The sequence below is a fragment of the Deinococcus wulumuqiensis R12 genome (assembly GCF_011067105.1).
GTDB lineage: Bacteria > Deinococcota > Deinococci > Deinococcales > Deinococcaceae > Deinococcus > Deinococcus wulumuqiensis.
The window spans coordinates 125,770-148,038 of record NZ_CP049358.1 but is presented as its reverse complement, the minus strand read 5'-3'; the positions used below and the strand labels follow the sequence as shown (position 1 = coordinate 148,038).

The window sequence follows — 22,269 nt, the reverse complement described above, 5'->3', positions numbered from 1 at the left end:
CCTGAACTTCACGAGCCGCCATGAAGCTTGACCGCATTCGCCTGTCCTTGCAGGGCCTGTTCGAGGATGGTCGCCGCTGGGCACACCGGGGACGCAAACTGGTGTTCTGGTACGACGGCGCGGGAGAATTTTCCGCCGATGTCGAGGAACTGCACCTCATTGGCGTCAAGGTCGCCCGGATGGGGGAGACTCCGTTTGCCCTGAAGCGTCTGCTGCTGGCCGAAGACCCGCATTCCGACTACCTGCTGTACGCCCCCCACGAGGAACCGGAAGCCGCGCAGAACTGGCTGCTCGACCTGCAACTCACGGGGAACCTGTTCACGGCAGACCGGGCGGCGATGATGTTCGCTGACCTGGGCTTTTCCCACCGTCCCCTCGAACAGACCATCCGAGACCACGCTCGATTTTTCCGCAGCGAAAAACGCCTGGCGGAACTGCGGGGCCTCGGGTTGCCGAAGGGGGCCAGCGAACGCGAACTGCTCGCCGGACTGCTGGCGGTGGCGGCCCGGAGCAAGGAATTTGAACCCCGCGCCGTCATCCGTCAGGTGCTGCTCGGCGGCCTGAGCGACCAGAATCCGGCCTGGGAAGAGATGGGCAAGCTGGGGCTGGAGGCGGCCTTCTGGGAACTGGTGGGGGCAAGTGTGGGGTTCCGGGCGGAAGTGCCGACCCTGCGGCGGCTTTTCATCTCGCTGCTGCTGGCCCATTTCGCCCACCAGTTGCAGGGCGACCTGCCCGCTCACCTGCGGGCCGAAATTCCGCCGACCACCACGCCGGGTTACTCCCTCATCGCCGCATGGCTGCGCGATTCGCGCGACCAGGAGCGCCTGCGGGAACTGACGCAGGAAGTCGAGGCAGACCTCGGCATCGAGGAGTGGGCCGCCGCCAGGGAACTCAGCGTCTGGAAAGGCGTGGAGACGTTCCCCGTTCTTGAAATCGTCGCCCTGCGCGGCCTGGTCAGGGCGCTGCTGAGCGGCACGAAGCCGCCAGAAATCGTCACGCTGGCCCGCGAACGCTCGGAACTGCATTACGCGGCGCGGTATCCACACGAGTACCGGGCCGTCATCGCCGCCGCAGAATTCTTCAGGCTCCGGGAACAGTTCGCTGGCGTCTTCCCGGACGACGCGAAACTTCTGCTGGCTCAGTACGTCAGCGACTGGCACCTGCTCGACCGACTTTACCGCGAGTACGTCACGGCGGCCGATGAGGCGGACGCCACGTTGCTGGGTGAGCTGACGCCGCAGCTCGAAAGGCATTACGACGAGTTTCAGGTCAAGCTCAACGGTGCCTGGAACGACGCCTTCGACGAGAAGCTGCCCGAACGCCTCAACGCCCTGCAAAAGCAGTGGACGTTCTTCCAGTGGCACGTCAGGCCGCTGCTGGAGCGCACCGAGCGTGACCGGGTCGTGGTGATTGTCAGCGACGCGCTGCGCTATGAGGTCGCCACCGAGTTGCGCGGGGCGCTGGTCACCGAGTTGCGCGGTGAAGCGGCGCTCGGCCACATGCTCAGCGTGCTCCCCAGCCAGACCCGCTGGGGCATGGCCGCGCTGCTGCCCGGTGAGGAACTCGCCTGGGACGCCGACACCGACCGGGTGCTGCGCAGCGGCCTGCCTACCCAGCAGGGCGACCGGGAAACGCACCTGCGCCGCACGGGGTTTCCGAGTCTGGTGATGAAGCTGGACGAACTCGCGGTGATGAGCACCGAGGCGGCCCGCGCGGCGCTGGAAGGTCGGCGGCTGGTGTACCTCTACCACGACGCGATTGACGCCCTGGGCGACAAGCCAGCCAGCGAATTCGACGTCTTCCGGGGCTGCGCGGCGGCTGTGGCTGAACTCTCCAGGGCGGTCAAACGGCTGGTCAACAGCCTGAACACCAGCACCGTCCTCGTGACCGCCGACCACGGTTTCCTCTACCAGCGCCAGAAGATTGAAGACCCGGACAAGGTCGCGGTGCCCGTGAAAGGCGCGGGGACAAAGGTGGACAGGCGAGCGATGATCGCTACGGAGCCAGTGGAGGTTCCCAGCAGCCTGCACGTCTCGTTACACAAGTATCAGAACGTGTCCGGCCCGCTTCACGGCTTCTTCCCGTGGGGCACGCTGCGCTACCGCATTCAGGGGGGCAGCGCCCAGTACGCCCACGGCGGCGCGAGCCTGCAGGAGATGGTCGTGCCGGTGCTCACCTACCGCCACAAACGCTCGGCACCCGGCGTGGCCCAGGCGAGCCGCAAGGTGCGCGTGGAAGTGGTGTCGCGCTCCCGCCGCGTGACCAACAACGTCTTCAACGTCACGCTCGTTCAGGCGGAAGCGGTCGCTGAGCGCCTGCGTGCCCGGACGGTCACCGTGCAGCTGGTAGATGCCGAGGGAAGGGCAGTCACCGACCAGAAGGCCCTGACGCTCGCCAGCACCAGCCCGCACCCCACCGAGCGCCAGCAGGTGGCCCGTCTCTCCGTGACGATCCCTGATCCGGACGACCACGCCACCTACTTCCTGACGGTCACCGACACCGAAGACCGCCTGGAACTCGTTCGGGAACCGTGGGAAATTCGCATCGCCTTCAAGGACGACTTCGGGTTCTGACCATGACTGACCACTCCGATCTGAACACCAAACTCAACGCCACCTACCCCGGCAAGGTCGTCCGTAAAGACCTGACCGCCCGCATCAAAGAGGGCGCGAACGTGCCCATCTACGTGCTGGAGTATCTGCTCGGGATGTACTGCGCCACCGACGACGAGCAGACCATCGAAGAGGGCGTAGGGCGCGTCAAGAAGATTCTCGCGGAGAATTATGTTCGCCCCGATGAAGCGGAAAAGATCAAGAGCAAGGTGCGCGAGCTGGGCCGTCCTTACACCATCATCGACCGGGTCACCGCCCACCTGAACGAGAAGGCCGACCGCTACGAGGTCGAACTGATGAACCTCGGCGTGAGCGGCGTCGAGATCGACAGCGTGGTCGTGCAGATGTACGAAAAGCTCCTGGCTGGCGGCATCTGGTGCATGATCAGCCTGGAGTACGACGCCAGCCATAAGCCGAGTCCTTTTGTGCTGAGCAGCCTCAAACCCATCCAGATGCCCGCCACCGACCTCGAAGAACTGCGTGAGGGCCGCGCCGCCTTCACCCGTGAGGAGTGGCTGGACGCCCTGCTGCGCTCGGTGGGCATGGAGCCGACCGTCTTCGAGGAGAGGGTCAAATGGCACCTGCTCGCCCGCATGGTGCCGCTCATCGAAAACAACTACAACAGCGTGGAACTCGGCCCGCGCTCGACAGGCAAAAGCCACGTCTACAAGGAGATCAGCCCGAATTCCATCCTGATCAGCGGGGGCCAGACGACCGTCGCCAATCTCTTCTACAACCTGGCCCGGCGGCAGGTGGGGCTGGTCGGCCTGTGGGACGTGGTGGCCTTCGACGAGGTCGCTGGCATCAACTTCAAGGACAACGACGGCGTCCAGATCATGAAGGACTACATGAACAGCGGTTCTTTCGCCCGCGGCAAAGCGGAGATCACCGCGCCCGCCAGCATGGTGTTCGTAGGCAACATCAACCAGAGTGTCGAGTCGCTGGTGAAGACCTCGCACCTGCTCGCGCCCTTTCCGCCAGCCATGATCGATACGGCGTTTTTCGACCGGGTTCACGCTTATGTCCCCGGCTGGGAGATTCCGAAGTTTCGCCCCGAGAGCTTTACCACCCAGTACGGCTTCATCGTGGACTACCTCGCGGAGTGGGTGCGTGAACTGCGCAAGGTGTCGTTTGCCGACGCCATCGACCGTTACTTCCGGCTGGGCAACAACCTCAACCAGCGCGACGTGCGGGCCGTACGCAAAACCACGTCGGGATTGCTGAAGCTCCTTCATCCGGACGGAAAGTACGGCAAAGAAGACGTGCGAGACGCGCTCGTGTATGCCCTCGGCGTGCGCCGCCGGGTCAAGGAACAGCTCAAGAAGATCGGCGGCATGGAGTTCTACGACGTGCATTTCAGCTACCTCGACCTCGAGACGAACGAGGAGCACTTCGTGACCCTGCCCGAGCAGTCCAGCGGAGCGCTCATTCCTGAAAGTCCGCTTGCCGCTGGGCACGCTTACGCGGTCAGTCCAGGCGACGGCGGCATGCTGGGCCTCTACCGCGTGGAATTGCAGACCACACCTGGGAGTGGCCGTCTGGTCAAGACCGGAACGGCGGGCGCGAGTGGGGCGCGGGACGCGGTCAACATCGCCTTCAATTACTTCAAGGCGAACAGTGGCCGGGTGTCCGGCTCGATTCATGCCGACGGTGTGGACTACCTGCTGCACCTGGTCGACGTGCAGGGGGTCGGCGCGCCAGAGCACATTAGCCTGGCTCTGCTGATCGCCATGTGCTCAGCGGCTTTGCATAAGCCCTTGCAGCCTCAACTGGTGCTGCTCGGTCACATGACGCTCGGCGGCAGCATCAGTCCGGTCGAGAACCTCGCGGCCAGCCTGCAATTGGCCCTCGATGCTGGGGGCAAGCGCGTACTGCTCCCGATGAGTTCAGCGGCTGATCTGGCGACGGTGCCACCTGAACTCTTCAGCAAATTTCAGGTCGCCTTCTATGCGGATCCAGTCGATGCAGTTTTCAAGGCGCTGAACGTCGGTTGATCGCTCTGCTGATTTCCGCTCCATGGCGTGACAGAAGGCATGCCATCAGTGTGGCCTGGATGTTGGTCTCTTGTTATCCCACGTCCCTTACCCTGCTGCGTGTCATCTGCATTTCCATGACCTACAGAGGCCGTGCTTTCCCGCTCTCCTGGCGAATCATACGGATTCCGATTGAATCTGGTAGTTTCAGATTCAATCCGAGCGGATGCGAGTAGGAAAAAATACGGATTCTGCGATATGGATGCACAGGCGGCGCTTTCCCGACTGTGCAGGAATTAAGCGGAATCCGTATCATACGGGTTTGAACTATGCTACGCGCATCCAGAAAAAGCACCTGAATGCGCTTCGCTTCGTTCAAACCCGTTTCTTCTTCTACTCGCTCCGCTCGGAAAAATAGATTTTATGGGAAATCTATTTTTCAAAGTAATATCATTGAACATGGAAGCTCAGTGGTGAGTGTCAAGGAAATTTACCCGGTTCTGGTGAGTTGCTTGACACATCTGACCTCCCCCCCAGGCTCCGCCGCCACATCTTCAAATAAGCCTCGAACAGTTCGGGCGGCGCTCCAAGGTGCAAATCCTGAGCCATGCCACGCATGAGCCACTGGCTCAGGAACATTACCCGCTCTGGTGGCAGGTCAGGGTGAACGTCTCCCAGGTAGCGGGCCGCACTGCGCCTGGCCGTGATGTAGATGCGTGTCCAGAGTCGCTGCACAATCGCGTGGATTTCCGGTTCGCGGCGGCTGGCGTAAGTGAGTTCGCCCAGCAAAATGCCTTCCTGGGCACTAAAAACCGTTTTCCAGAGTTCCAGCCCAAAAGCTTCGAGTGGGTCGGGCGCGTCCTTGCTGTGTTCGTAGGCGAGCACCAGCTTGGCCGAAACGCGGCGCACCACTTCCCGGGCCGCCGCTTCCATCAGCCCGCTCTTGCTGGAAAAGTGGTGCAGCGGCGCGCCGCGTGAAACGCCTGCCCGCTCGGTCACCTTGCCGATGGTCAGGCCCACGTAGCCGTCGGTCACGAGGCAGTCCAGGGTCGCCTCTATCAATTTCTGGCGCATGCTTTCGCTGCGCTCGGCCTGGGTGCGGCGCTCGGTGGGTCGGGGTGGGGCTACGGTCATGGTTCTCCACAAAAAAAATATGGGAAAGGTGGGTCAGGAAGCCGGGTCAATGCGGCTTCCCCACCCACCTCCAGCGCTTTTCAGTTTACAGGCTGCGTGAAATGAGTTCTTTCATGATTTCGTTGGTGCCGCCATAGATGCGGTGGGCGCGGTTGTCGACGAAGGCGCGGGCCACCGGGTATTCCCACATGTAGCCGTAGCCGCCGTGGAGTTGCACGCACTGGTCGAGCACACGGCTGCACATGTCCGACACCCAGTACTTCGCTGCCGAGGCCGCCTGCGGGGTCAGCTTGTGCGCCACTTCCTGACGCAGGCACTCGTCCACGAAGGTGCGGCCTACGTTGATTTCGGTGTGCAGTTCGGCCAGCTTGTGGCGCACGGTCTGAAACTCGACGACGCTCTGGCCGAACGCTTGGCGCTCTTTGACGTATTCGCGGGTCAGGTTGAATACCGCTTCGGTGGCCGCCTGGGCCTGGATGGCGATAATCAGGCGTTCCCAGGGCAACTCCTGCATCAGCATCTTGAAGCCTTCGCCTTCCTGACCGAGCAGGTTTTCTTTGGGCACCTTCACGTCGTTGAAGAACAGTTCGGCAGTGTCGTTGCCCTTCATGCCCATCTTCTTGAGCGGTTTGCCTTTTGTGAATCCCTCACTGTGAGAATCGACCAGGAGCAGGCTGATGTCACGGCTGCCCTTGCCGGTGTTCCCGGTCTTGGCGACCACGATGGTGAGGTCGGCCAGGTAGCCGTTGGTGATGAAGATTTTGGAGCCGTTGAGCAGGTAATGGTCGCCCCGGTCCTCGGCGCGGGTTTTGACCCCCTGAAGGTCGGAGCCTGCACCGGGTTCGGACATGGCGATGCAGCCGACAATTTCGCCGGTCGCCATCCTGGGCAGGTACTTCCGCTTCTGCTCCTCGCTGCCGTAGTTCAGGATGTAAGGCGCGACGATGTCCGAATGCAGCATGAACCCCAGGGCGCTGCTGAGGATGCGGGCCTGTTCCTCCATCAGAATGGTGCTGAAGAGCCGGTCGCCGCCCAGCCCGCCGTATTCCTCGGGAATGGCGGCGCACAGCATTCCGGCCTCGCCTGCCTTATTCCACAGTTCGCGGGGCACGTGGCCCTGGTGCTCGAACTGCTCACCGTAAGGCGCCACTTCCTTTTCCATGAAGGCACGAACCGTGCGGCGGTACGCCTCGTGTTCGGCCCCGTACAGCGAGCGCGGGAGCAGCGGCGGCGTGGTGGGCACAGCGGTAAAGACCTGCGCCTGGTCGCTGGGCGCCTCTCCGAGTCCGGCGGCCTCGGCCAGACCCTCCACGGGCTTGCCCGGCTGGGCACCCTGCGCGGCGGTGAGTTCAGTTTCCGTGGGGATGGCGACGTCTTGTCCGGTCATAGCAAGCCTCCTGGCTGAATCAGCGAGAGAGAAAAGGGGCTGGTCAAATCAACTTAAATGTTGTACGTTCAATATGTTCATTGAAAACCGATGTGGTGTCAAGTGGCCGTGAGGCTTTAGATGCCGTCCTGGCCGTTGTTTTCCCCTTTTCCTTCAAGGAGGTCTTTTGTCCACTCCATCCTCTGCTCTGGCTGGTCTGAACGCCGTGACCCTCGCGGGCAACATTCCCGGCCCCCTGGCCGCTGCCGCTCTTGTCCGGGACGGCATGCACATGACGAAGGTGGAAGGTCCGGGCGGCGACCTGCTGCGCCAGGCCCACCCTGACCTGTACGCCGAACTGTCTGCCGAGCAAACCGTTCAGACCCTCGACCTGCGCTCGGCAGACGGGCAGACGGCGTTCCAGGCCCTGCTGAAAGACGCCGACCTGCTGCTGACCAGTCAGCGGCCTGCCGCGCTCTCCCGCCTGGGCATCACGCCGGAGGGCCTCGCGGCGCTCAACCCCCGGCTGTGCTGGGTCGCCATCGTGGGGGACACCGAGGAGCCGGAGGTGCCGGGCCACGACCTGACCTATCAGCTTGGGGCCGGGCTCCTGAGTCCGCCGCAGATGCCGCGCACCCTGCTCGCCGACATCGCCGGAGGCCAGGAAGCCGCCCGCGCCGCCGTGACCCTGCTGCTGGGGCGTAAGCGGGGGAGCCCGGAACGCTACCGGCAGGTCGGCCTGCGCCAGAGCGCCGAACACTTCGCGCTGCCGCTGCATTTCGGGCTGACCTCTGAGGGCGGCTGGCTCTCGGGCAAGCTGCCGAACTACCGCCTCTATCCCCTTAAAGACGGCTGGGTGGGCGTCGCGGCGCTGGAACCGCATTTCGCCCAGCGGCTGATGACGGTGCTGGCCGGGCGCGACCCGGAGGGCGTGCTGAGCGAGCTGACGGTCGAGGAATGCAACCGACTGGCGCACGAACACGACCTGCCCCTGCACGCCATTTCTACCCCTGACTCTAGTTCTGGCCCTGTCTCTACTCCCGGAGGTCAAGCATGACGGCTCAACACAAGGACACCGCTCAAAAAGATACGGTTCAAGAGGTTTACATCTACGACGCCGTGCGGACGCCGCGTGGCCGGGGCCGGGCCAGCGGCTCGCTGCACGAGGTCAAACCCGTGCAACTGGTCGTCGGGCTGCTGGAGGGCCTCAAGGAGCGCAACAGTCTGGATACCGCGCAGGTGGACGACGTGATTCTGGGCTGCGTCACGCCGCTGCTGGAACAGGGCTTCGACATCGCCCGCGTGGCCGTGCTGCTCTCGTCGTGGGACGAGGGGGTGCCGGGCGTGCAGCTCAACCGCTTCTGCTCGTCGGGGCTCGAAGCCGTGCAGCAGGCCGCCGGACGCATCCGGGGCGGCTGGGACAACCTGATTGTGGCGGGCGGCGTGGAAAGCATGAGCCGCGTGCCGATGGGGTCGGACATGGGCGCGTACATGGACCCCATCAGCGCGATGGACATGCACTTCGTGCCGCAGGGCATCAGTGCCGACCTGATTGCCACCCTGGAAGATTTTTCCCGTGAAGACGTGGACGCCTATGCCCTCGAAAGCCAGCAGCGGGCCGCCGCCGCGCAGAAAGCCGGGCACTTCGAAAAGAGCATCCTGCCGGTCAAGGACATCAACGGCCTGACCATTCTGGACAAAGACGAGTACCTGCGCCCGGAGACGACGAAAGAGAGTCTCGCCAGCCTTAAGCCCGCCTTCGCCGAGACGGGGGCCGTGGGTTTTGACGCCGTGGCGCAGCTCAAGTACCCGGAAGTCGAGAGCATCAACCATGTTCACACCGCCGGAAACTCCAGCGGCATCGTGGACGGCGCGGCGCTGATTCTGCTGGGTTCGGAGGAAGCCGGTCGCATGCAGAACCTGAAACCGCGTGGGCGCATCGTGAGCATCGGGCGGGTGGGCACCGAGCCGACCATCATGCTCACCGGGCCGGTGCCCGCCAGCCAAAAGGCACTGGACGCCGCCGGGCTGAGCGTGGAGGACATCGACCTGTTCGAGGTGAACGAGGCCTTCGCGGTGGTGCCGATGCAGTTCATGAAGGAGTTGAACGTGCCGCACGACAAGGTGAACGTCAATGGCGGCTCGATTGCGCTGGGGCATCCGCTGGGGGCCACCGGGGCCATCATCATCAACACCGTGCTGGACGAACTGGAGCGGCAGGATAAGCGCTACGGTCTGTGCACCCTCTGCGTGGGCGGCGGCATGGGCAACACGGTCATCGTGGAGCGGGTCACGGATTTTGTGGAGTCTGACAAGCAAGGAGCGGACGCATGAGCAACCACGTCGAATACGTAAGAGACGGCGATGTCGCCACCCTGACCATGAACTGGCCCGGCGCGGTGAACCTGATGGACGCCGACTTCATCCCCAGTTTCAAGGCGGCGCTGGACAAACTGGAAGCCGACAGGGACAGCATCAAGGGTGCGCTGCTGCGCTCGGCCAAGACCACGTTCTTCGCGGGCGGCGACCTGAAGATGTTCATGGCCGCCAGAAAGGAGCAGACGCAGGAACTCTTTGAGATGATTGAGGGCATCAAGGCGCAGCTGCGGCGCATCGAGAAGCTGGGCAAACCCGTGGTGGCCGTCATCGAGGGAGCGGCGCTGGGCGGCGGCTTCGAGGTGGCGCTGGCGTGCCATCACCGCGTGGTGCTCGACCACCCGAAAATCCAGCTCGGTCTGCCCGAAGTCACGCTGGGCCTGCTGCCCGGTGGCGGCGGCGTGACCCGCATGGTGCGTCACCTGGGCGTGCAGGCCGCTGGCCCCTACCTGCTGGAAGGCAAGCTGATGCGGCCCGCCGAACTGGCGAAGCTGGGCCTCGCCGAACTCGCCCCTGACAGCGAGGCCGCGACCCGGCAGGCGCTGGCCTGGATAGACGCCCACCCGGCCCCGGTGCAGCCCTGGGACGTGAAAGGGCACCGGATTCCCGGTGGCAAGGCGTACAGCCCGCAGCTGGCGCAGGTGCAGACCGTCGCCCCGGCGATGCTGCTCGCCAAGACCAAGGGCACCATGCCCGCCCCCGCCGCCGTGCTGGGCTGCGCGGTGGAGGGCGCGGCGGTGGATTTCGACACCGCGCTGCGCATCGAGTCGCGTTACCTGACCTACCTCGCGCTGCATCAGGTGAGCCGCAACATGATTGGCACGCTGTTCACGGGCCTGAACGAAATCAAGGGCGGCGCGGCGCGTCCCAAGGGCGTTCCGCCGTTCAAGGTGCAGAAACTGGGCATCCTGGGCGCGGGGATGATGGGCGCGGGCATCGCCTACAGCGCGGCGACCAAGGGCATCGAGGTGGTGCTGCTCGATACTGCCCAGGAGAGGGCCGAGAAGGGCAAAGCGTACAGCGAAGGGCTGCTGGACAAGGGCATGAAGCGCGGCAAGGTTACCGAAGAACGCAAGGCCGAGACGCTGGGCCGCATCAAGCCGACCACCAGTTACGACGACCTGGAGGGCTGCGACCTCATCATCGAGGCGGTGTTCGAAGACCCCGACATCAAGGCCGACGTGACGAAAAAGGCCGAGCCCAGGCTGCGTCCGGGCGGGCTGTTCTCGTCGAACACCAGCACCATTCCGATTACCGACCTGGCCCGTTCCAGCGCCCACCCCGAGCGCTTCATCGGCCTGCACTTTTTCAGCCCGGTGGACAAGATGCCCCTCCTCGAAATCATCAAGGGCAAGGAAACCGGCCCCGAGGCCGTGGCGCAGGCGCTGGACTTCGCCGCGCAGATTGGCAAGACGCCGATTGTGGTCAGTGACGCCCGTGGGTTTTACACCTCTCGCGTGTTCGGGCAGTACGTCAACGAGGGCGCGGCCATGCTGGCCGAGGGAATTCCCGCCGCCGTCATCGAGAACGCCGCGCTGCAAGCCGGGATGCCTGTCGGCCCGCTGGCGGTGCTGGACGAAGTGACGCTGACCCTGCCGCTGCACGTCGAGGCGTCGGCCAAAAAAGCGGGAGCCGCCCCCGCCGAGCGCCACCCCGGCATGGCGGTGCTGGAAAGAATGGTGGAGCTGGGCCGTTCCGGACGTGCCGGCGGCCAGGGCTTCTACGACTACCCCGAGGGCCAGCCCAAGCGCCTGTGGAGCGGCCTGAAAGACCTTTACCCGCAGCAGCGGCGCGGTGAATATGACGTGCAGGAGCTGCGTGACCGCTTCCTGTACGCGCAGGCCGTGGACGCCGCGCACGTCGCCGACCAGGGCGTGCTCACCGAAGCCCGCGAACTGAACATCGGCAGCATCATGGGCCTGGGCTTCCCGGTGTGGACGGGCGGAGCGTACCAGTTCATCGAGCAGACCGGACGCGAGCAGTTCGTGGCCCGCGCCCGTGAACTGGCCGCCAAACACGGCCCGCGCTTCGAGCCGCCCGCCCGCCTGAGCGCCGCGCCGGGGGCCGACCTCTCGGGCGGCATGTACAGCGGCCTGCCCAGGTAAAGCCAGCAGCAAGGAGGCCGCGAAGGATGCGGCCCGCTTTTTCTCCCTTCCCCGGAGGTTCCCCTATGATGGACGTTCAACTGACCACCCAGGCGCTGCTTCCCCGCTGCCTGAAGCTTTTTCCCCAGCAAACCGTCACCTCGCTGCTCGTGGGCGGCCAGGACGAGGCGGGAAAACCCGTGCCCGTCAAGCACCACACCACCTACGGTGAGGTGGCCCGGCGTGCGGCGCAACTCGCGGGAGCCCTCACCGGGGTCGGCGTGCAGCCGGGCGACCGCGTGGCGACGCTGGCTGTCAACTCCTTTTACCACCTCGAAGCGTACCTGAGCCTGCCCAGCATGGGCGCGGTGATTCACACGCTCAACATCCGTCTGCCTACCGAGCAACTGGTCTGGATTCTGAACGACTCGGGCGCCAAAGTGCTGCTGCTCGACCCGATGTTCCTGCCGATGGTGCCTGCCTTCCGGGCGAACTGCCCCGCGCTGGAGACGGTGGTGGTCTTCGGGGCGCAAGCTCCCGCCGGGCTGCTCGCCTACGAGGAGTTCATCGCGCCGCATCCCACGACTTTCGAGTGGCCCGAACTGGACGAAAAGTCCGGGGCCATGCTGTGCTACACCTCCGGCACGACCGGCAACCCCAAGGGCGTGCTGTACACCCACCGCTCGCTAATGCTGCACGCGCTGGCAGGCGGAAGCCGCGACGCCTTCAACGTGGGCGAGGGAGACGTGGTGTACCCCATCGTGCCCATGTTCCACGCCAACGCCTGGGGCGCGCCGCATATCGCGCTGATGTTCGGGGCGTCGCTGGTCTTTACCGGCATCTTCAACGACGGCAAGACGGTGGCCCACACGCTGGAAACGGAAAAAGTGACCTTCTGCCTGGGCGTGGTCACGGTGATGCTCAGCCTACTCGACGAACTCGACCGGGCGCAGCAGGAGGGTCAAGGCTACGACCTGTCCCACCTGCGGAAAATCGGCTGCGGCGGCACGGCGGTGCCCGAAGCGCTGATGCGGGCCTTGCACTGGCGGCACGGCGTCCACATGATGCAGGCGTGGGGCATGACCGAAACCAGTCCGCTGGCGACGTGCAGCAACGTGCCTGCGGGCCTCGACCCGGTCAGCGACGAGGGCTTTGCCCACCGCAGCAAGCAGGGCCGTGTGGTGCCCTTTATCGAAGTCGACCTTATTGGCGACGACGGCAATGATGTGGCGCACGACGGCGAGACGATGGGGCGCCTGCTGGTGCGTGGCCCCTGGGTGGTGGGCGAGTACTACAACCGGGGCCGCACGAGTGATTTCGTCGAGCGTGGCGGCAAGCTGTGGCTGGATACCGGCGACATCGCCACCATTTCGCCGGGCGGCGAGGTGTGGGTGCAAGACCGCGCCAAGGACCTCGTGAAGTCGGGCGGCGAGTGGATTTCCTCGGCAGAAGTCGAAAACGCCCTGATGGCCCACCCACAGGTCGCGGCGGCGGTGGTCGTGGCCGTACCGCACGAAAAATGGACCGAGCGCCCGCTGGCCCTGGTCATTCCCAGGGGCGAAGCGCCCACGCCGGACGCGCTGCGTGAACACCTCATCAGCCACGTCGCCAAGTGGTGGATTCCCGACGACTTCGTGATGGTGCAGGAGTTGCCCATCGGCGCGACGGGCAAGTACCTCAAACGCGAAATCCGTGAGCAGTACAAAGGCCACCAGTGGACCGGAGGACAGGCATGAACATTCACGGCAAAGCCATTCTAGTGACCGGGGGCGCTTCGGGCCTCGGCGCAGCCACCGCTCGCATGATTGCCGGGCGCGGCGGGCACCCGGTCATTCTTGACCGTCAGGACGCCGGGGACATGGCCGGAGAACTCGGCGGACTGGCCTTCGTTGCCGACGTCAGCAGCGAAGCCGACGTGCAGGCGGGCATCGACGCGGCCAGAGCGAAGTTCGGGGCCATTCACGGCGCGGTCAACTGCGCGGGCATCGGCAACGCCGCTGTCACGGCGGGCAAAAAAGGCCCCTTTCCGCTGGAGCTGTTCGAGCGGGTCATCCGGGTGAACCTCATCGGAACCTTCAACGTGATTCGGCTGGCAGCTCAGGCCATGCTGGACAACGACCCCGGCGAGAGCGGCGAGCGCGGCGTCATCGTGAACACGGCGTCGGTGGCGGCGTTTGACGGGCAAATCGGGCAGGCGGCGTACTCGGCCAGCAAGGGTGGCGTGGTGGGCATGACCCTGCCGATTGCCCGCGACCTCGCCCGCAGCGGCATCCGGGTCGTGACGGTCGCGCCGGGGCTGTTCCTGACGCCCATGCTCCAGGGGCTGCCGCAGGAAGCGCAGGACTCGCTGGGCGGACAGGTGCCGTTTCCCAGCCGCCTGGGTGACCCCGCCGAATACGCCGCGCTGGTGGGGCACATCTTCGACAACCAGATGCTGAACGGCGAAACCATCCGCCTGGACGGCGCGATTCGCATGGCCCCGCGATGAATGGGCAGACAGCGGTGGTGCTGACCCGCGATTTGAACAGCGTCCGCACCATCGTCATCCACCAGCCCGCGAAGCTCAATGCCCTGAGCGGGGAGACGGCCCTGGCCCTGCGTGAAGCCCTGGAGCAGGCCGGGGCAGACCCGGCGGTGCGCGTGGTGGTGCTGACCGGTGAGGGCCGCGCCTTTTGCAGCGGTGCCGACCTCTCTGGGCTGACCGGCGCGGTCTCGGCTCCGGGTCTGGTTCAGGAGCATGTCGAAAGGTTCTTCAATCCGCTGGTTCTGACGTTGCGCCACCTGAATAAGCCGGTGATCGCCGCCGTCCATGGCGTAGCGGCGGGCGCTGGGGCGAGTTTGGCCCTGGCCTGTGACCTGCGGTTGTGCAGCGAGTCCGCGTCATTTGTGCAGATTTTTTCCAGCGTCGCCCTGGTGCCTGATTGCGGAAGTGCCTACTTTCTGCCCCGGCTGGTCGGCCTGGGCCGCGCCTTCGAGTTGATGGCTTTTGCCGACAGGCTCGGTGCCGCCGAGAGCCTGCGCCTGGGCTTGTGTCAGGCCGTTTTTACTGACGACACCTTTGCTGCCGAGGTTCGGACCTATGCCGAACGCCTGGCGGCCTGCCCCGCCCACGCCCTGAGTCTCACCAAACAGTTGCTGAACGCCGCGAGCGAGCAGACGCTGGAAGGCACGCTGGGCCTTGAAGCCAGGTGGCAGCAGGTGGCCTCCGAACACTGGGAACACGCCGAAGGCTTGCGGGCTTTCGGTCAGAAGCGCCCCCCCGACTACAGGCAACGCCCCCTCTGAATGGCGCGGGCAAAGGAGAGCATGAACCATGACCCTCATTGACGATTTTGACCGCAGTGTTCGCAACTTTCCGCAGCGGCCCGCGCTGGTGTACGGCGAGCGGCGGCTGAACTGGCAGCAACTCGGCGAGGAGGTCAGCCGCGCCGCGCACGTGCTGATGGCGGCGGGGGTAGAGCCGGGCGACCGCGTGGCGGTGTACTCGGGCAACAGCGACCTGTTCGTCGTGGCCGTCCACGCCATTTTCAAGGTGGGCGGCGTCCTGGTGACCGTCAATCCGCGTTCGGCGGGGCCGGAAGTGGAGTACCTGCTGCGCGATTCGGGCGCGAAAGTCCTGCTGGTGGGCCTGGGACTGACCGAAGCCGCGCAGCGAGTGACGGCTGACCTGCCTGGGCTGCGGGTGTTCTCGCTGGGGGGAGGGGGAGACGACGATTTCGCAGTGCGGATGGCGGCGGCGCCCACCGACCCCATCGAAAACCGCGCCGCAGAGGACGACCTGGCCGAAATCCTGTACACCAGCGGCACCACGGGTAAGCCCAAGGGGGTCATGCTGTCCCACGCGGCCCTGCACCGGGTGGCGACCATGTGCGCTGTCGTGACCCGAATGCCGATGCGCCCGCGCACGCTGCATGTGGCCCCGCTGTACCACTCGGCCCAGCTCAATCTGTTTCTCAACAGCACCACGCTGCTGGCGGGCTGCCACGTCGTCCTGCCTGCCTTCGACCCCGTGCAGGTCATCGAGACCATTGAGCGCGAGCGGATTCAGGTCTTTTTCGGGCCGCCCACCATGTACCAGTTCCTGCTGCGGGTGCCCGGCGTGGAAAGGCGGGATGTCGGTTCGCTGGCGGTCGGGGCCTACGGCGCTGCCCCGATGCCGCTGGCGCTGCTGGAGCAGATTCAGGCGACGTTCCCGAACCTCCAGCTGTGCGGCATGTACGGCCTGACCGAGATGGGGCCGGGCGGCGTGATGCTGACCGCCGAGGAGCACGCGGCCAAGGCGGGGGCGGGTGGCCTGCCCCCCGTGGGGGTTGAGGTGCGCATCGTGGACGAGCAGGGCCGGGACGTGCCCCCCGGCGTGGTGGGCGAAAAGCTGCTGCGCGGCACCACCATGATGCAGGGCTACTGGGGCAAACCCGAGCAGACCGCCGAAACCATCCGGAACGGCTGGCTGCACACCGGCGACCTCGCTATGTTCGACGAGGACGGGTATGTGTACGCCGTCGACCGCAAGAAGGACATGATTATCAGCGGGGGCATGAACATTTATCCCGCCGAGGTGGAAGCGGCCATCATCGCCCATCCGGCGGTGAAAGACGTGGCCGTGCTGGGCCGCCCACATCCGGACTATGGCGAGACGGTGGTGGCCGTGGTAACCCTCAACGACGGGCACACCCTCACCCTGGACGACCTGAGGGTCCACTGCCGCGACCACATTGCCGACTACAAATTGCCGCGTGACCTGGTTCATGGCGAGGTGCCGCGCAATCCCAGCGGCAAGATTCTCAAGCAGGAACTCCGCAAATCTCTGGGTGGAACCGGCCTTTGAGCGCCTCAGCCCGCACCAATCCCGTTGCCCTCGCGCCGCAGCGGCATCAGACCTCCTCCGGCGTGCGAATCTATGCCCTTACCCTGCCCGTGATTCAGGGGCTGACCGTTCACAGTTATGTGGTGGTGGACGGCGATTACACCGCCCTGATTGACACGGGCACCTCCCTTCCCGAAAGCTGCGCCGCGCTGGAGGCTGGATTTGCGGAGGTGGCGCGGCAGGAGAGAGGGCTGGCCTGGGCGGGGCTGAGCCGGATTGTCATCACCCATGCCCACTTCGACCACTTCGGCGGCCTGGGCTGGGTGCGCCGTCTGACCTCTGCTCCGGTCGCCGTCCATGCCCTTGACCGCCCGGTGCTGGAGAACCCGGCGGGGTCGCTGGAGGACGAGAACCGCCGCATCGCCGCGCTGATGCGGGAAGCGGGTGTCCTAGACGACTGGACGCGCCGCCAGATTTACGTCCCACAAAGCAGTGCGCCCGGACTGGCTCCGGTCGAGGTGGACACGGTTCTCCAGGGTGGCGAACGTCTGGACGGACGTTTTGAGGTCATCCACGCACCCGGGCATGGTCAGGGACAGGTCTGCCTGCATCTGGACGACGTGCTCCTGAGCGCCGACCAGGTGCTGGCGAGAACCAATCCGCGCCTGGTGCCCCGCTCTTTTGAAGCCGCCTGCGGACTGGACGCTTACCTGGCCTCACTGACCGAGCTGGAGACGCAGGAGGGCATCCGTCTGGCGCTGGCGGGACACGACGAGCCGCTGAGCGAAGACGCCTTCCGACAGCGCATCGTCAGTCTGCGGGCCGGGCACCTCTCACGCCTGGAGCAGGTTCTGGCGGCTGCCGGAAAGCCCCGTAGCGGCTTTGAACTGGCCGAGGAAATTTACGGCGAGTCGCTGCATCCGGCGCTGCTGACTTTGCAGATTCAATCCGTGGCGACCTGGACGGAACACCTCTGCGCGGCGGGGCGTCTGATGCGACTGGAAGGGGACGTGACGAGGTTCCTGAGGCTCCATTGACAGAACCGTCTTCGCGCCGCTACCAGTACGTGAGTTCGGGTTAAGCCTTCCTGCGTAAAATAAATCAATTATATGTTTTTAAACTAAAGGTGTGGCAAAAAATTGGCTCACTGAGATAATTGGTTTGCACACCACCTCAGGAGCCACTCAGTACCTGACAGGTTGAGAAAAACGCTGTCTAGAGCATTTGACAGAAAGATATGCTGCGATATACGTGGGTGAACCAGCCAAAAATGTCTTTGAGAGACACCTGAGACAAGGCGAGACCCATCGCCTCAATCAGAAGGTGAACTTCCCGCCACTGACCAGCACGAATCAGGGCTTTGAGCTTGGAGAACATCATCTCAATGGGATTGAAATCTGGGCTGTAAGGCGGCAGGAAGAGGAGCGTGCACCCACGCTCCTCAATCAGTTGCTTCACACTGGCCCGATGATGCGCGGAGAGATTGTCGAGCACGACCACTTGCCCTGGGGTCAGGGCTGGACACAACACTTCGCGGATGTACCACTCGAAAATAGTGCCGTTTACGGCACCCTCAATAACGAGCGGCGCAAAAGGACCGCTCGCCTGGAGTGCACAAATCAGCGTCTGATTTTTGCCCCAGTTGCGTGGAGTCTGCCCTGTTGCCCGTTGATGACTTGGCGCTCGGCCATACAGACGAGTGAGCGCGGTGTTAAAGCCGCATTCGTCCAAAAAAACCAATTTTGCTGGTGTCGGAAGCACAGCGGAAATATCGCCCTGGAACTGCGTTCGCAGTTCCTCATTCCGCTCGCTGGCGACCAGCGTTTTTTTTATGGGTGATCCCATGCCGTCGGAAGACGCGATCAACGGTGCGATACGACGTTTTGAAACCAGTGCATTCAAAGAGCTTGTCGGCATGCTCCTGTAAAGTGTCGTCTGGACGCTCCTCAACTTGCTTGAGGAGCTGTTCTTCGTGTTCTGGTTGCATCTTCCTGGGGCGGCCCGGTGGACGGATACGTTCAGTGAGTGTCCCAGCCTTCTCTTTACGGAGATACTTCTGAACCGTGATCACACCAACTTGAAAGCGCGCTGCCACTTCACGGGTACTCATCCCGGCATGCCTGGCCTCAACAATGCGCTCCCGCAGATCGTTCCCGTACCCTGCTCCCCCGACCCTTCGCATGTCTTGATTATGTCAAATGCTCTAGGTATCAGTGCCGCGAAGTCGTGTCCAGGTCGTTCTCTCCCCGGTCGGCCAGCTTGGCCGGAGTCACCGTCCCCAATGGCACCGCCTGAGCCACCCGCAGCAGCCCACCAGACGCGATTTCCTCCCGCAGGCGCAGCACCTCCGGCCGGAAGTAACGGTCCTGCTCCAGGTGCGGCACGAATGAACGGATGTACTCGTAGGCGGCCTGCACGCCCTTCCCGGCCCGCAGCTTCTGGAAGTCCAACCCCTGCGCCGCGCACATCAGCTCGATGGCCAGCACGTTTTGCACGTTCTGCACGATGGCCCGCAGCTGCCGCGCCGCGTGTGCGCCCATGCTCACATGGTCTTCCTGGTTGGCGCTGGTGGGAATGGAGTCCACGCTGGCGGGGTGGGCCAGCACCTTGTTCTCGCTCACCAGCGCCGCCGAGGTGTACTGCGCGATCATGAAGCCGCTGTTCAGGCCTCCCTGCGGTGTCAGGAACGCGGGCAGGCCGCTCAGCGCCGGGTTGAGCAGTTGCTCGGTGCGGCGCTCGGAAATGCTGCCCAGTTCGGCCACCGCGACCTTGAGCGCGTCGATGGTCACGGCCAGCGGCTGCCCGTGGAAGTTGCCGCCCGAAACGACCTCGCCAGTCTCCGGGAAAATCAGGGGATTGTCGGTGACGGACGCGAATTCCACCGCCAGCACGCGCTCGGCCTGGGCGATGGCGTCCCAGGTGGCCCCGTGTACCTGGGGCACGGCCCGCAGGCTGTAGGCGTCCTGCACCTTGCCGTCGCCGGTCAGGTGGCTGGGGGCAATCTCCGACCCGGCCAGGAACTCGCGCAGCTCGCGGGCGACTTCCACCGCGCCGGGGTGCGGGCGCAGGCCCACCACGTCGCTCTGAAAGGGCCGGTGCGAGCCGTACTTGGCTTCCACCGTCATCGCGGCGGCCAGGTTTGCCGTGCCCAGCAGCGTTTTTGCGTCGTGCAGCGCCAGCGCCAGCAGGCTGCCCATCAGCTGCGTGCCGTTGATGAGGGCCAGCCCTTCCTTCGCCTGCAAGGTGACGGGCCGCAGCCCCAGTTCGCCCAGCACGTCGGCGGCGGGCCGCACCTGACCCTGATATTCGATTTCGCCCAGCCCGATCAGCCCCAGAGCGAGGTGCGCCAGCGGCGCGAGGTCGCCCGACGCCCCCACGCTGCCCTGCGCGGGAATGACCGGATGCGCTCCGGCGTTCAGGAGTGAGAGCAGCAATTCGACCACTTCCACGCGCACGCCGGAATGCCCCAGCGAGAGCGACTGCGCCCGCAAGAGGAGCATGCCGCGCACCACCTCGGCAGGCAGCGGTTCGCCCACCCCGATGGCGTGCGACACGATCAGGTTGTACTGAAGCTGCGCGAGCTGGCTGGGGTCGATCTGCACGTTCTCGAACTTGCCGAAGCCGGTGTTCACGCCGTAGATGGCCGCGTCGCCCTCCACGATGTTTTTAATCACGGCGCGGGCGGTTTGAATGCGCTGGCGGGCGGCGTCTGAAAGTTCGACTTTTTCGCCGTGCCGGACGACCTGAATGAACTGCGGCAGGCTGAGATGGTTGTCCAGAATCATAGCTTTACTCCTGCAAGAAACACGTCCTGCACGGGACTTGCGCCCAGGGTGTAGGGAAGGTCGCGCCAGTCGGGGCTGTGCAGCACCAGAAAATCGGCCCGCTGGCCTGCGCTCAGGCTGCCCCGGTCAGGCAGGCCGAGCGCGTGCGCCGCGTTGACGGTGCAGGCGGTGAGCGCTTCGGCGGGCGTCAGTTTGCACAGGCGAATGGCGAGGGCAAGCGCCAGTTGCGTGCTGAACACGGGCGAGGAACCGGGGTTGAGGTCGGTGCCGACGGCGACAATCGCGCCTGCATCAATGAGTTTCCGGCCCGGAGCGGCGGGCAGGCCCAGGTGTAGCGTCACCCCCGGCAGAATCGTCGCCACCGTGTCCGACGCGGCCAGGGCGCGGATTTGTGCTTCGGTGCTCGCTTCGAGGTGATCCACGCTGAGTGCCCCCACCTCGCACGCCAGCTCAGTGCCGCCGATGGCGTGGAACTGGTCGGCGTGCAGCTTGACCCGCAGGCCGTGCGTCCGCGCCGCCGCGAAGATCTGCCGCGTTTCCTCCACGCTGAACGCTTCCTTCTCGGTGAACACGTCCACCGCTTCCGCCAGCCCCTCACGGGCCACCTGCGGAATCAGGTCGGCGCAGACGCCCTGCACGTATGCGGTGCGGCCCTCGGTGGGCGGCACGTGAATGAGCAAGGTGGGCCGCAGCTCGAACTCGGCCTGCAACTCGCGCACGGCCCGCAGCATCCGTAGCTCGGCGTCGAAGTCGAGGCCGTAGCCGCTCTTGACTTCGGTGGTGGTCGCGCCGGACGCCCGCAGCGCGGCGAGGCGTGGGCGGGCCAGCGCGACGAGTTCTTCCACGCCAGCGGCAGCCGTGGCCCGCATGGTCGAGCGGATGCCGCCGCCCCGCGCCAGAATCTCCTCGTAGGTCGCGCCGCTCAGCTTGGCTTCCCAGTCGGCCAGCCGGTCACCCGCCCAGACCGCGTGGGTGTGGGGGTCAACCAGGCCCGGCACCACGGCCCGCCCGCCGAGGTCAACGGTTTCGGCGGCGGTAGGAGCCTGAGCAGCGGGGCCGACCCAGTGAGTCACGCCGTCTTTCACCAGCAGAGCAGCGTCCTCGGTCATGTTCAGCTCACGCATCGCCGCGCCGCGCTGCGGGCCGGGGCGGGGGGTGACGAGCTGGGAAATCCCGGTAAACAGCGTCTCAGACATGGTCGAACACCTCGCACAACGTCTCCATCATCAGTCGCGCCATCAGGAGTTCGCTGCGGCCCGTCGGGTCGAGGCCCGGCGCGAGTTCGACCACGTCCATGCCGACAATGTTATTTTTTGCCGCTGCCGCCGCCAGAATTTTCATGCCCTGCGCGTAGGTCAGGCCGTCGGGTTCGGGGCTGGACGTGCCGGGAATGACGGCGGGGTCGAAGCCGTCCACATCGACGGAAAAGTAGACGTTCTTGCCCTGGGGCAGCCGCTCCAGCACGGCGTTCAGGTCGGCGGTCACGTCCTCCATCGGAATGAGGGTGTGCCCGCGTGCCCGCGCCGCCGCCACCGCTTCGGGGTCGAAGCGCAGCCCGCGCAGACCCACGGTGGTGATGTGCTTCAGGTTGGGCAGGGCCTCGCACGCCCGGCGGAAGGGGCTGGAATTGCTCCAGCGCGTGTCGTTGCGAACGTCGGTGAAATCCAGGTGGGCGTCCAGTTGCACGATGTGGAGGTCGGGCACGTCGGCAAAGGCCCGCAGCAGCGGATAACTCACCGAGTGGTCGCCGCCCAGGAACACGGGGACTTTGCAGCGCTGGCGCACGGCTCGGGCCGCCTCGGTGGTGCGCTCGTGCGCCAGTTCGGGTTCCAGGCTGGGCAGAATCACGTCGCTGGCATCGGCAAAGGTCACGCCCGCGAGGCGGGTTCTGCCGTCAAGCCCAGTGAATGGGGGCACGCTCCGCAGGGACGCTTCCCGCAGGGCACGCGGCGCGAAACGGGCACCGGGCCGGAAGCCCAGGGCGATGTCGAAGGGCACGCCCAGCACGGCCACGTCACTGCGCCAGTCGCCGAAAGGGTCGACCAGTGGGGCGCGGGCGAAGGTGGGAATGCCGGAGTAGGTCAGGTGGGTGGGGTGGGTCATGGGGAGTTCCTCTCAGGCCGCTACCATAA

At 65.0% G+C, this 22,269-nt stretch carries 16 protein-coding genes; 10 read left to right on the top strand and 6 right to left on the bottom strand.

The window, feature by feature from the left end:
* The first annotated feature begins 20 nt into the window (after positions 1–20).
* Both pglZ and brxL read left to right on the top strand, forming a co-directional pair.
* The gene (gene pglZ, locus G6R31_RS14530; protein WP_017869743.1) at positions 21–2,573 is read left to right on the top strand and encodes a BREX-1 system phosphatase PglZ type A; all 2,553 of its coding nucleotides are present in this window, start codon (positions 21–23) and stop codon (positions 2,571–2,573) included.
* A 2-nt stretch (positions 2,574–2,575) separates the two neighbouring features.
* A complete protein-coding gene (brxL, locus tag G6R31_RS14525; protein ID WP_017869742.1) occupies positions 2,576–4,606 on the top strand; it encodes a protease Lon-related BREX system protein BrxL in 2,031 nt (676 codons plus the stop codon).
* Positions 4,607–5,065: 459 nt separating this feature from the next.
* On the opposite strand, the gene G6R31_RS14520 is transcribed toward brxL, so the two are convergent.
* Positions 5,066–5,719: a TetR/AcrR family transcriptional regulator gene (locus G6R31_RS14520; RefSeq protein ID WP_017869741.1), complete on the bottom strand. Its 654-nt coding sequence runs from the start codon at positions 5,717–5,719 to the stop codon at positions 5,066–5,068.
* A gap of 85 nt (positions 5,720–5,804) precedes the next feature.
* Complete coding sequence (locus tag G6R31_RS14515; protein ID WP_017869740.1) at positions 5,805–7,106, bottom strand: acyl-CoA dehydrogenase family protein; 1,302 nt, start codon at positions 7,104–7,106, stop codon at positions 5,805–5,807.
* Positions 7,107–7,272: 166 nt separating this feature from the next.
* Here G6R31_RS14515 and G6R31_RS14510 point away from each other — a divergent pair, with 166 nt between their 5' ends.
* The 8 genes from G6R31_RS14510 to G6R31_RS14475 all read left to right on the top strand — a co-directional run bounded on the left by G6R31_RS14510 (position 7,273) and on the right by G6R31_RS14475 (position 17,389).
* A complete protein-coding gene (locus G6R31_RS14510; protein WP_152423522.1) occupies positions 7,273–8,142 on the top strand; it encodes a CoA transferase in 870 nt (289 codons plus the stop codon).
* A complete protein-coding gene (locus tag G6R31_RS14505; protein ID WP_017869738.1) occupies positions 8,139–9,419 on the top strand; it encodes an acetyl-CoA C-acetyltransferase in 1,281 nt (426 codons plus the stop codon). Before G6R31_RS14510 ends, G6R31_RS14505 begins: the two co-directional genes overlap by 4 nt.
* Positions 9,416–11,566 carry a 3-hydroxyacyl-CoA dehydrogenase NAD-binding domain-containing protein gene (locus G6R31_RS14500; RefSeq protein WP_017869737.1) on the top strand — a complete coding sequence of 717 codons (2,151 nt, stop codon included), beginning with the start codon at positions 9,416–9,418 and terminating at the stop codon, positions 11,564–11,566. The genes G6R31_RS14505 and G6R31_RS14500 overlap by 4 nt, the downstream gene beginning before the upstream one ends.
* A gap of 65 nt (positions 11,567–11,631) precedes the next feature.
* A complete protein-coding gene (locus tag G6R31_RS14495) occupies positions 11,632–13,281 on the top strand; it encodes a long-chain-fatty-acid--CoA ligase (RefSeq protein ID WP_017869736.1) in 1,650 nt (549 codons plus the stop codon).
* The gene (locus G6R31_RS14490) at positions 13,278–14,033 is read left to right on the top strand and encodes a 3-hydroxyacyl-CoA dehydrogenase (RefSeq protein WP_017869735.1); all 756 of its coding nucleotides are present in this window, start codon (positions 13,278–13,280) and stop codon (positions 14,031–14,033) included. Before G6R31_RS14495 ends, G6R31_RS14490 begins: the two co-directional genes overlap by 4 nt.
* Positions 14,030–14,830 carry an enoyl-CoA hydratase/isomerase family protein gene (locus G6R31_RS14485; protein WP_017869734.1) on the top strand — a complete coding sequence of 267 codons (801 nt, stop codon included), beginning with the start codon at positions 14,030–14,032 and terminating at the stop codon, positions 14,828–14,830. The genes G6R31_RS14490 and G6R31_RS14485 overlap by 4 nt, the downstream gene beginning before the upstream one ends.
* 28 nt (positions 14,831–14,858) lie before the next feature.
* Positions 14,859–16,373 (top strand): acyl-CoA synthetase, encoded by a 1,515-nt coding sequence (locus G6R31_RS14480; protein WP_017869733.1) that lies wholly within the window; start codon positions 14,859–14,861, stop codon positions 16,371–16,373.
* Positions 16,370–17,389, top strand: coding sequence for an MBL fold metallo-hydrolase (locus G6R31_RS14475; protein WP_017869732.1), 1,020 nt, complete (start codon positions 16,370–16,372; stop codon positions 17,387–17,389). The genes G6R31_RS14480 and G6R31_RS14475 overlap by 4 nt, the downstream gene beginning before the upstream one ends.
* Positions 17,390–17,567: 178 nt before the next feature.
* Here G6R31_RS14475 and G6R31_RS14470 read toward each other — a convergent pair.
* The 4 genes from G6R31_RS14470 to G6R31_RS14450 form a co-directional block, all read right to left on the bottom strand.
* Positions 17,568–18,534 (bottom strand): IS630 family transposase gene (locus G6R31_RS14470; protein ID WP_380026110.1). Its coding sequence is split into 2 segments (ribosomal slippage): positions 17,568–18,182 and positions 18,184–18,534, totalling 966 coding nucleotides; the frame shifts between segments, so codons are not numbered across the junction.
* Between the two features lie 28 nt (positions 18,535–18,562).
* The gene (gene hutH / locus G6R31_RS14460; RefSeq protein WP_017871478.1) at positions 18,563–20,137 is read right to left on the bottom strand and encodes a histidine ammonia-lyase; all 1,575 of its coding nucleotides are present in this window, start codon (positions 20,135–20,137) and stop codon (positions 18,563–18,565) included.
* Positions 20,134–21,333, bottom strand: a complete 1,200-nt coding sequence (gene hutI, locus G6R31_RS14455) for an imidazolonepropionase (protein WP_017871477.1) — start codon at positions 21,331–21,333, stop codon at positions 20,134–20,136. Before hutI ends, hutH begins: the two co-directional genes overlap by 4 nt.
* A complete protein-coding gene (locus G6R31_RS14450; RefSeq protein ID WP_017871476.1) occupies positions 21,326–22,240 on the bottom strand; it encodes an agmatinase in 915 nt (304 codons plus the stop codon). The genes hutI and G6R31_RS14450 overlap by 8 nt, the downstream gene beginning before the upstream one ends.
* Positions 22,241–22,269: the final 29 nt, after the last annotated feature.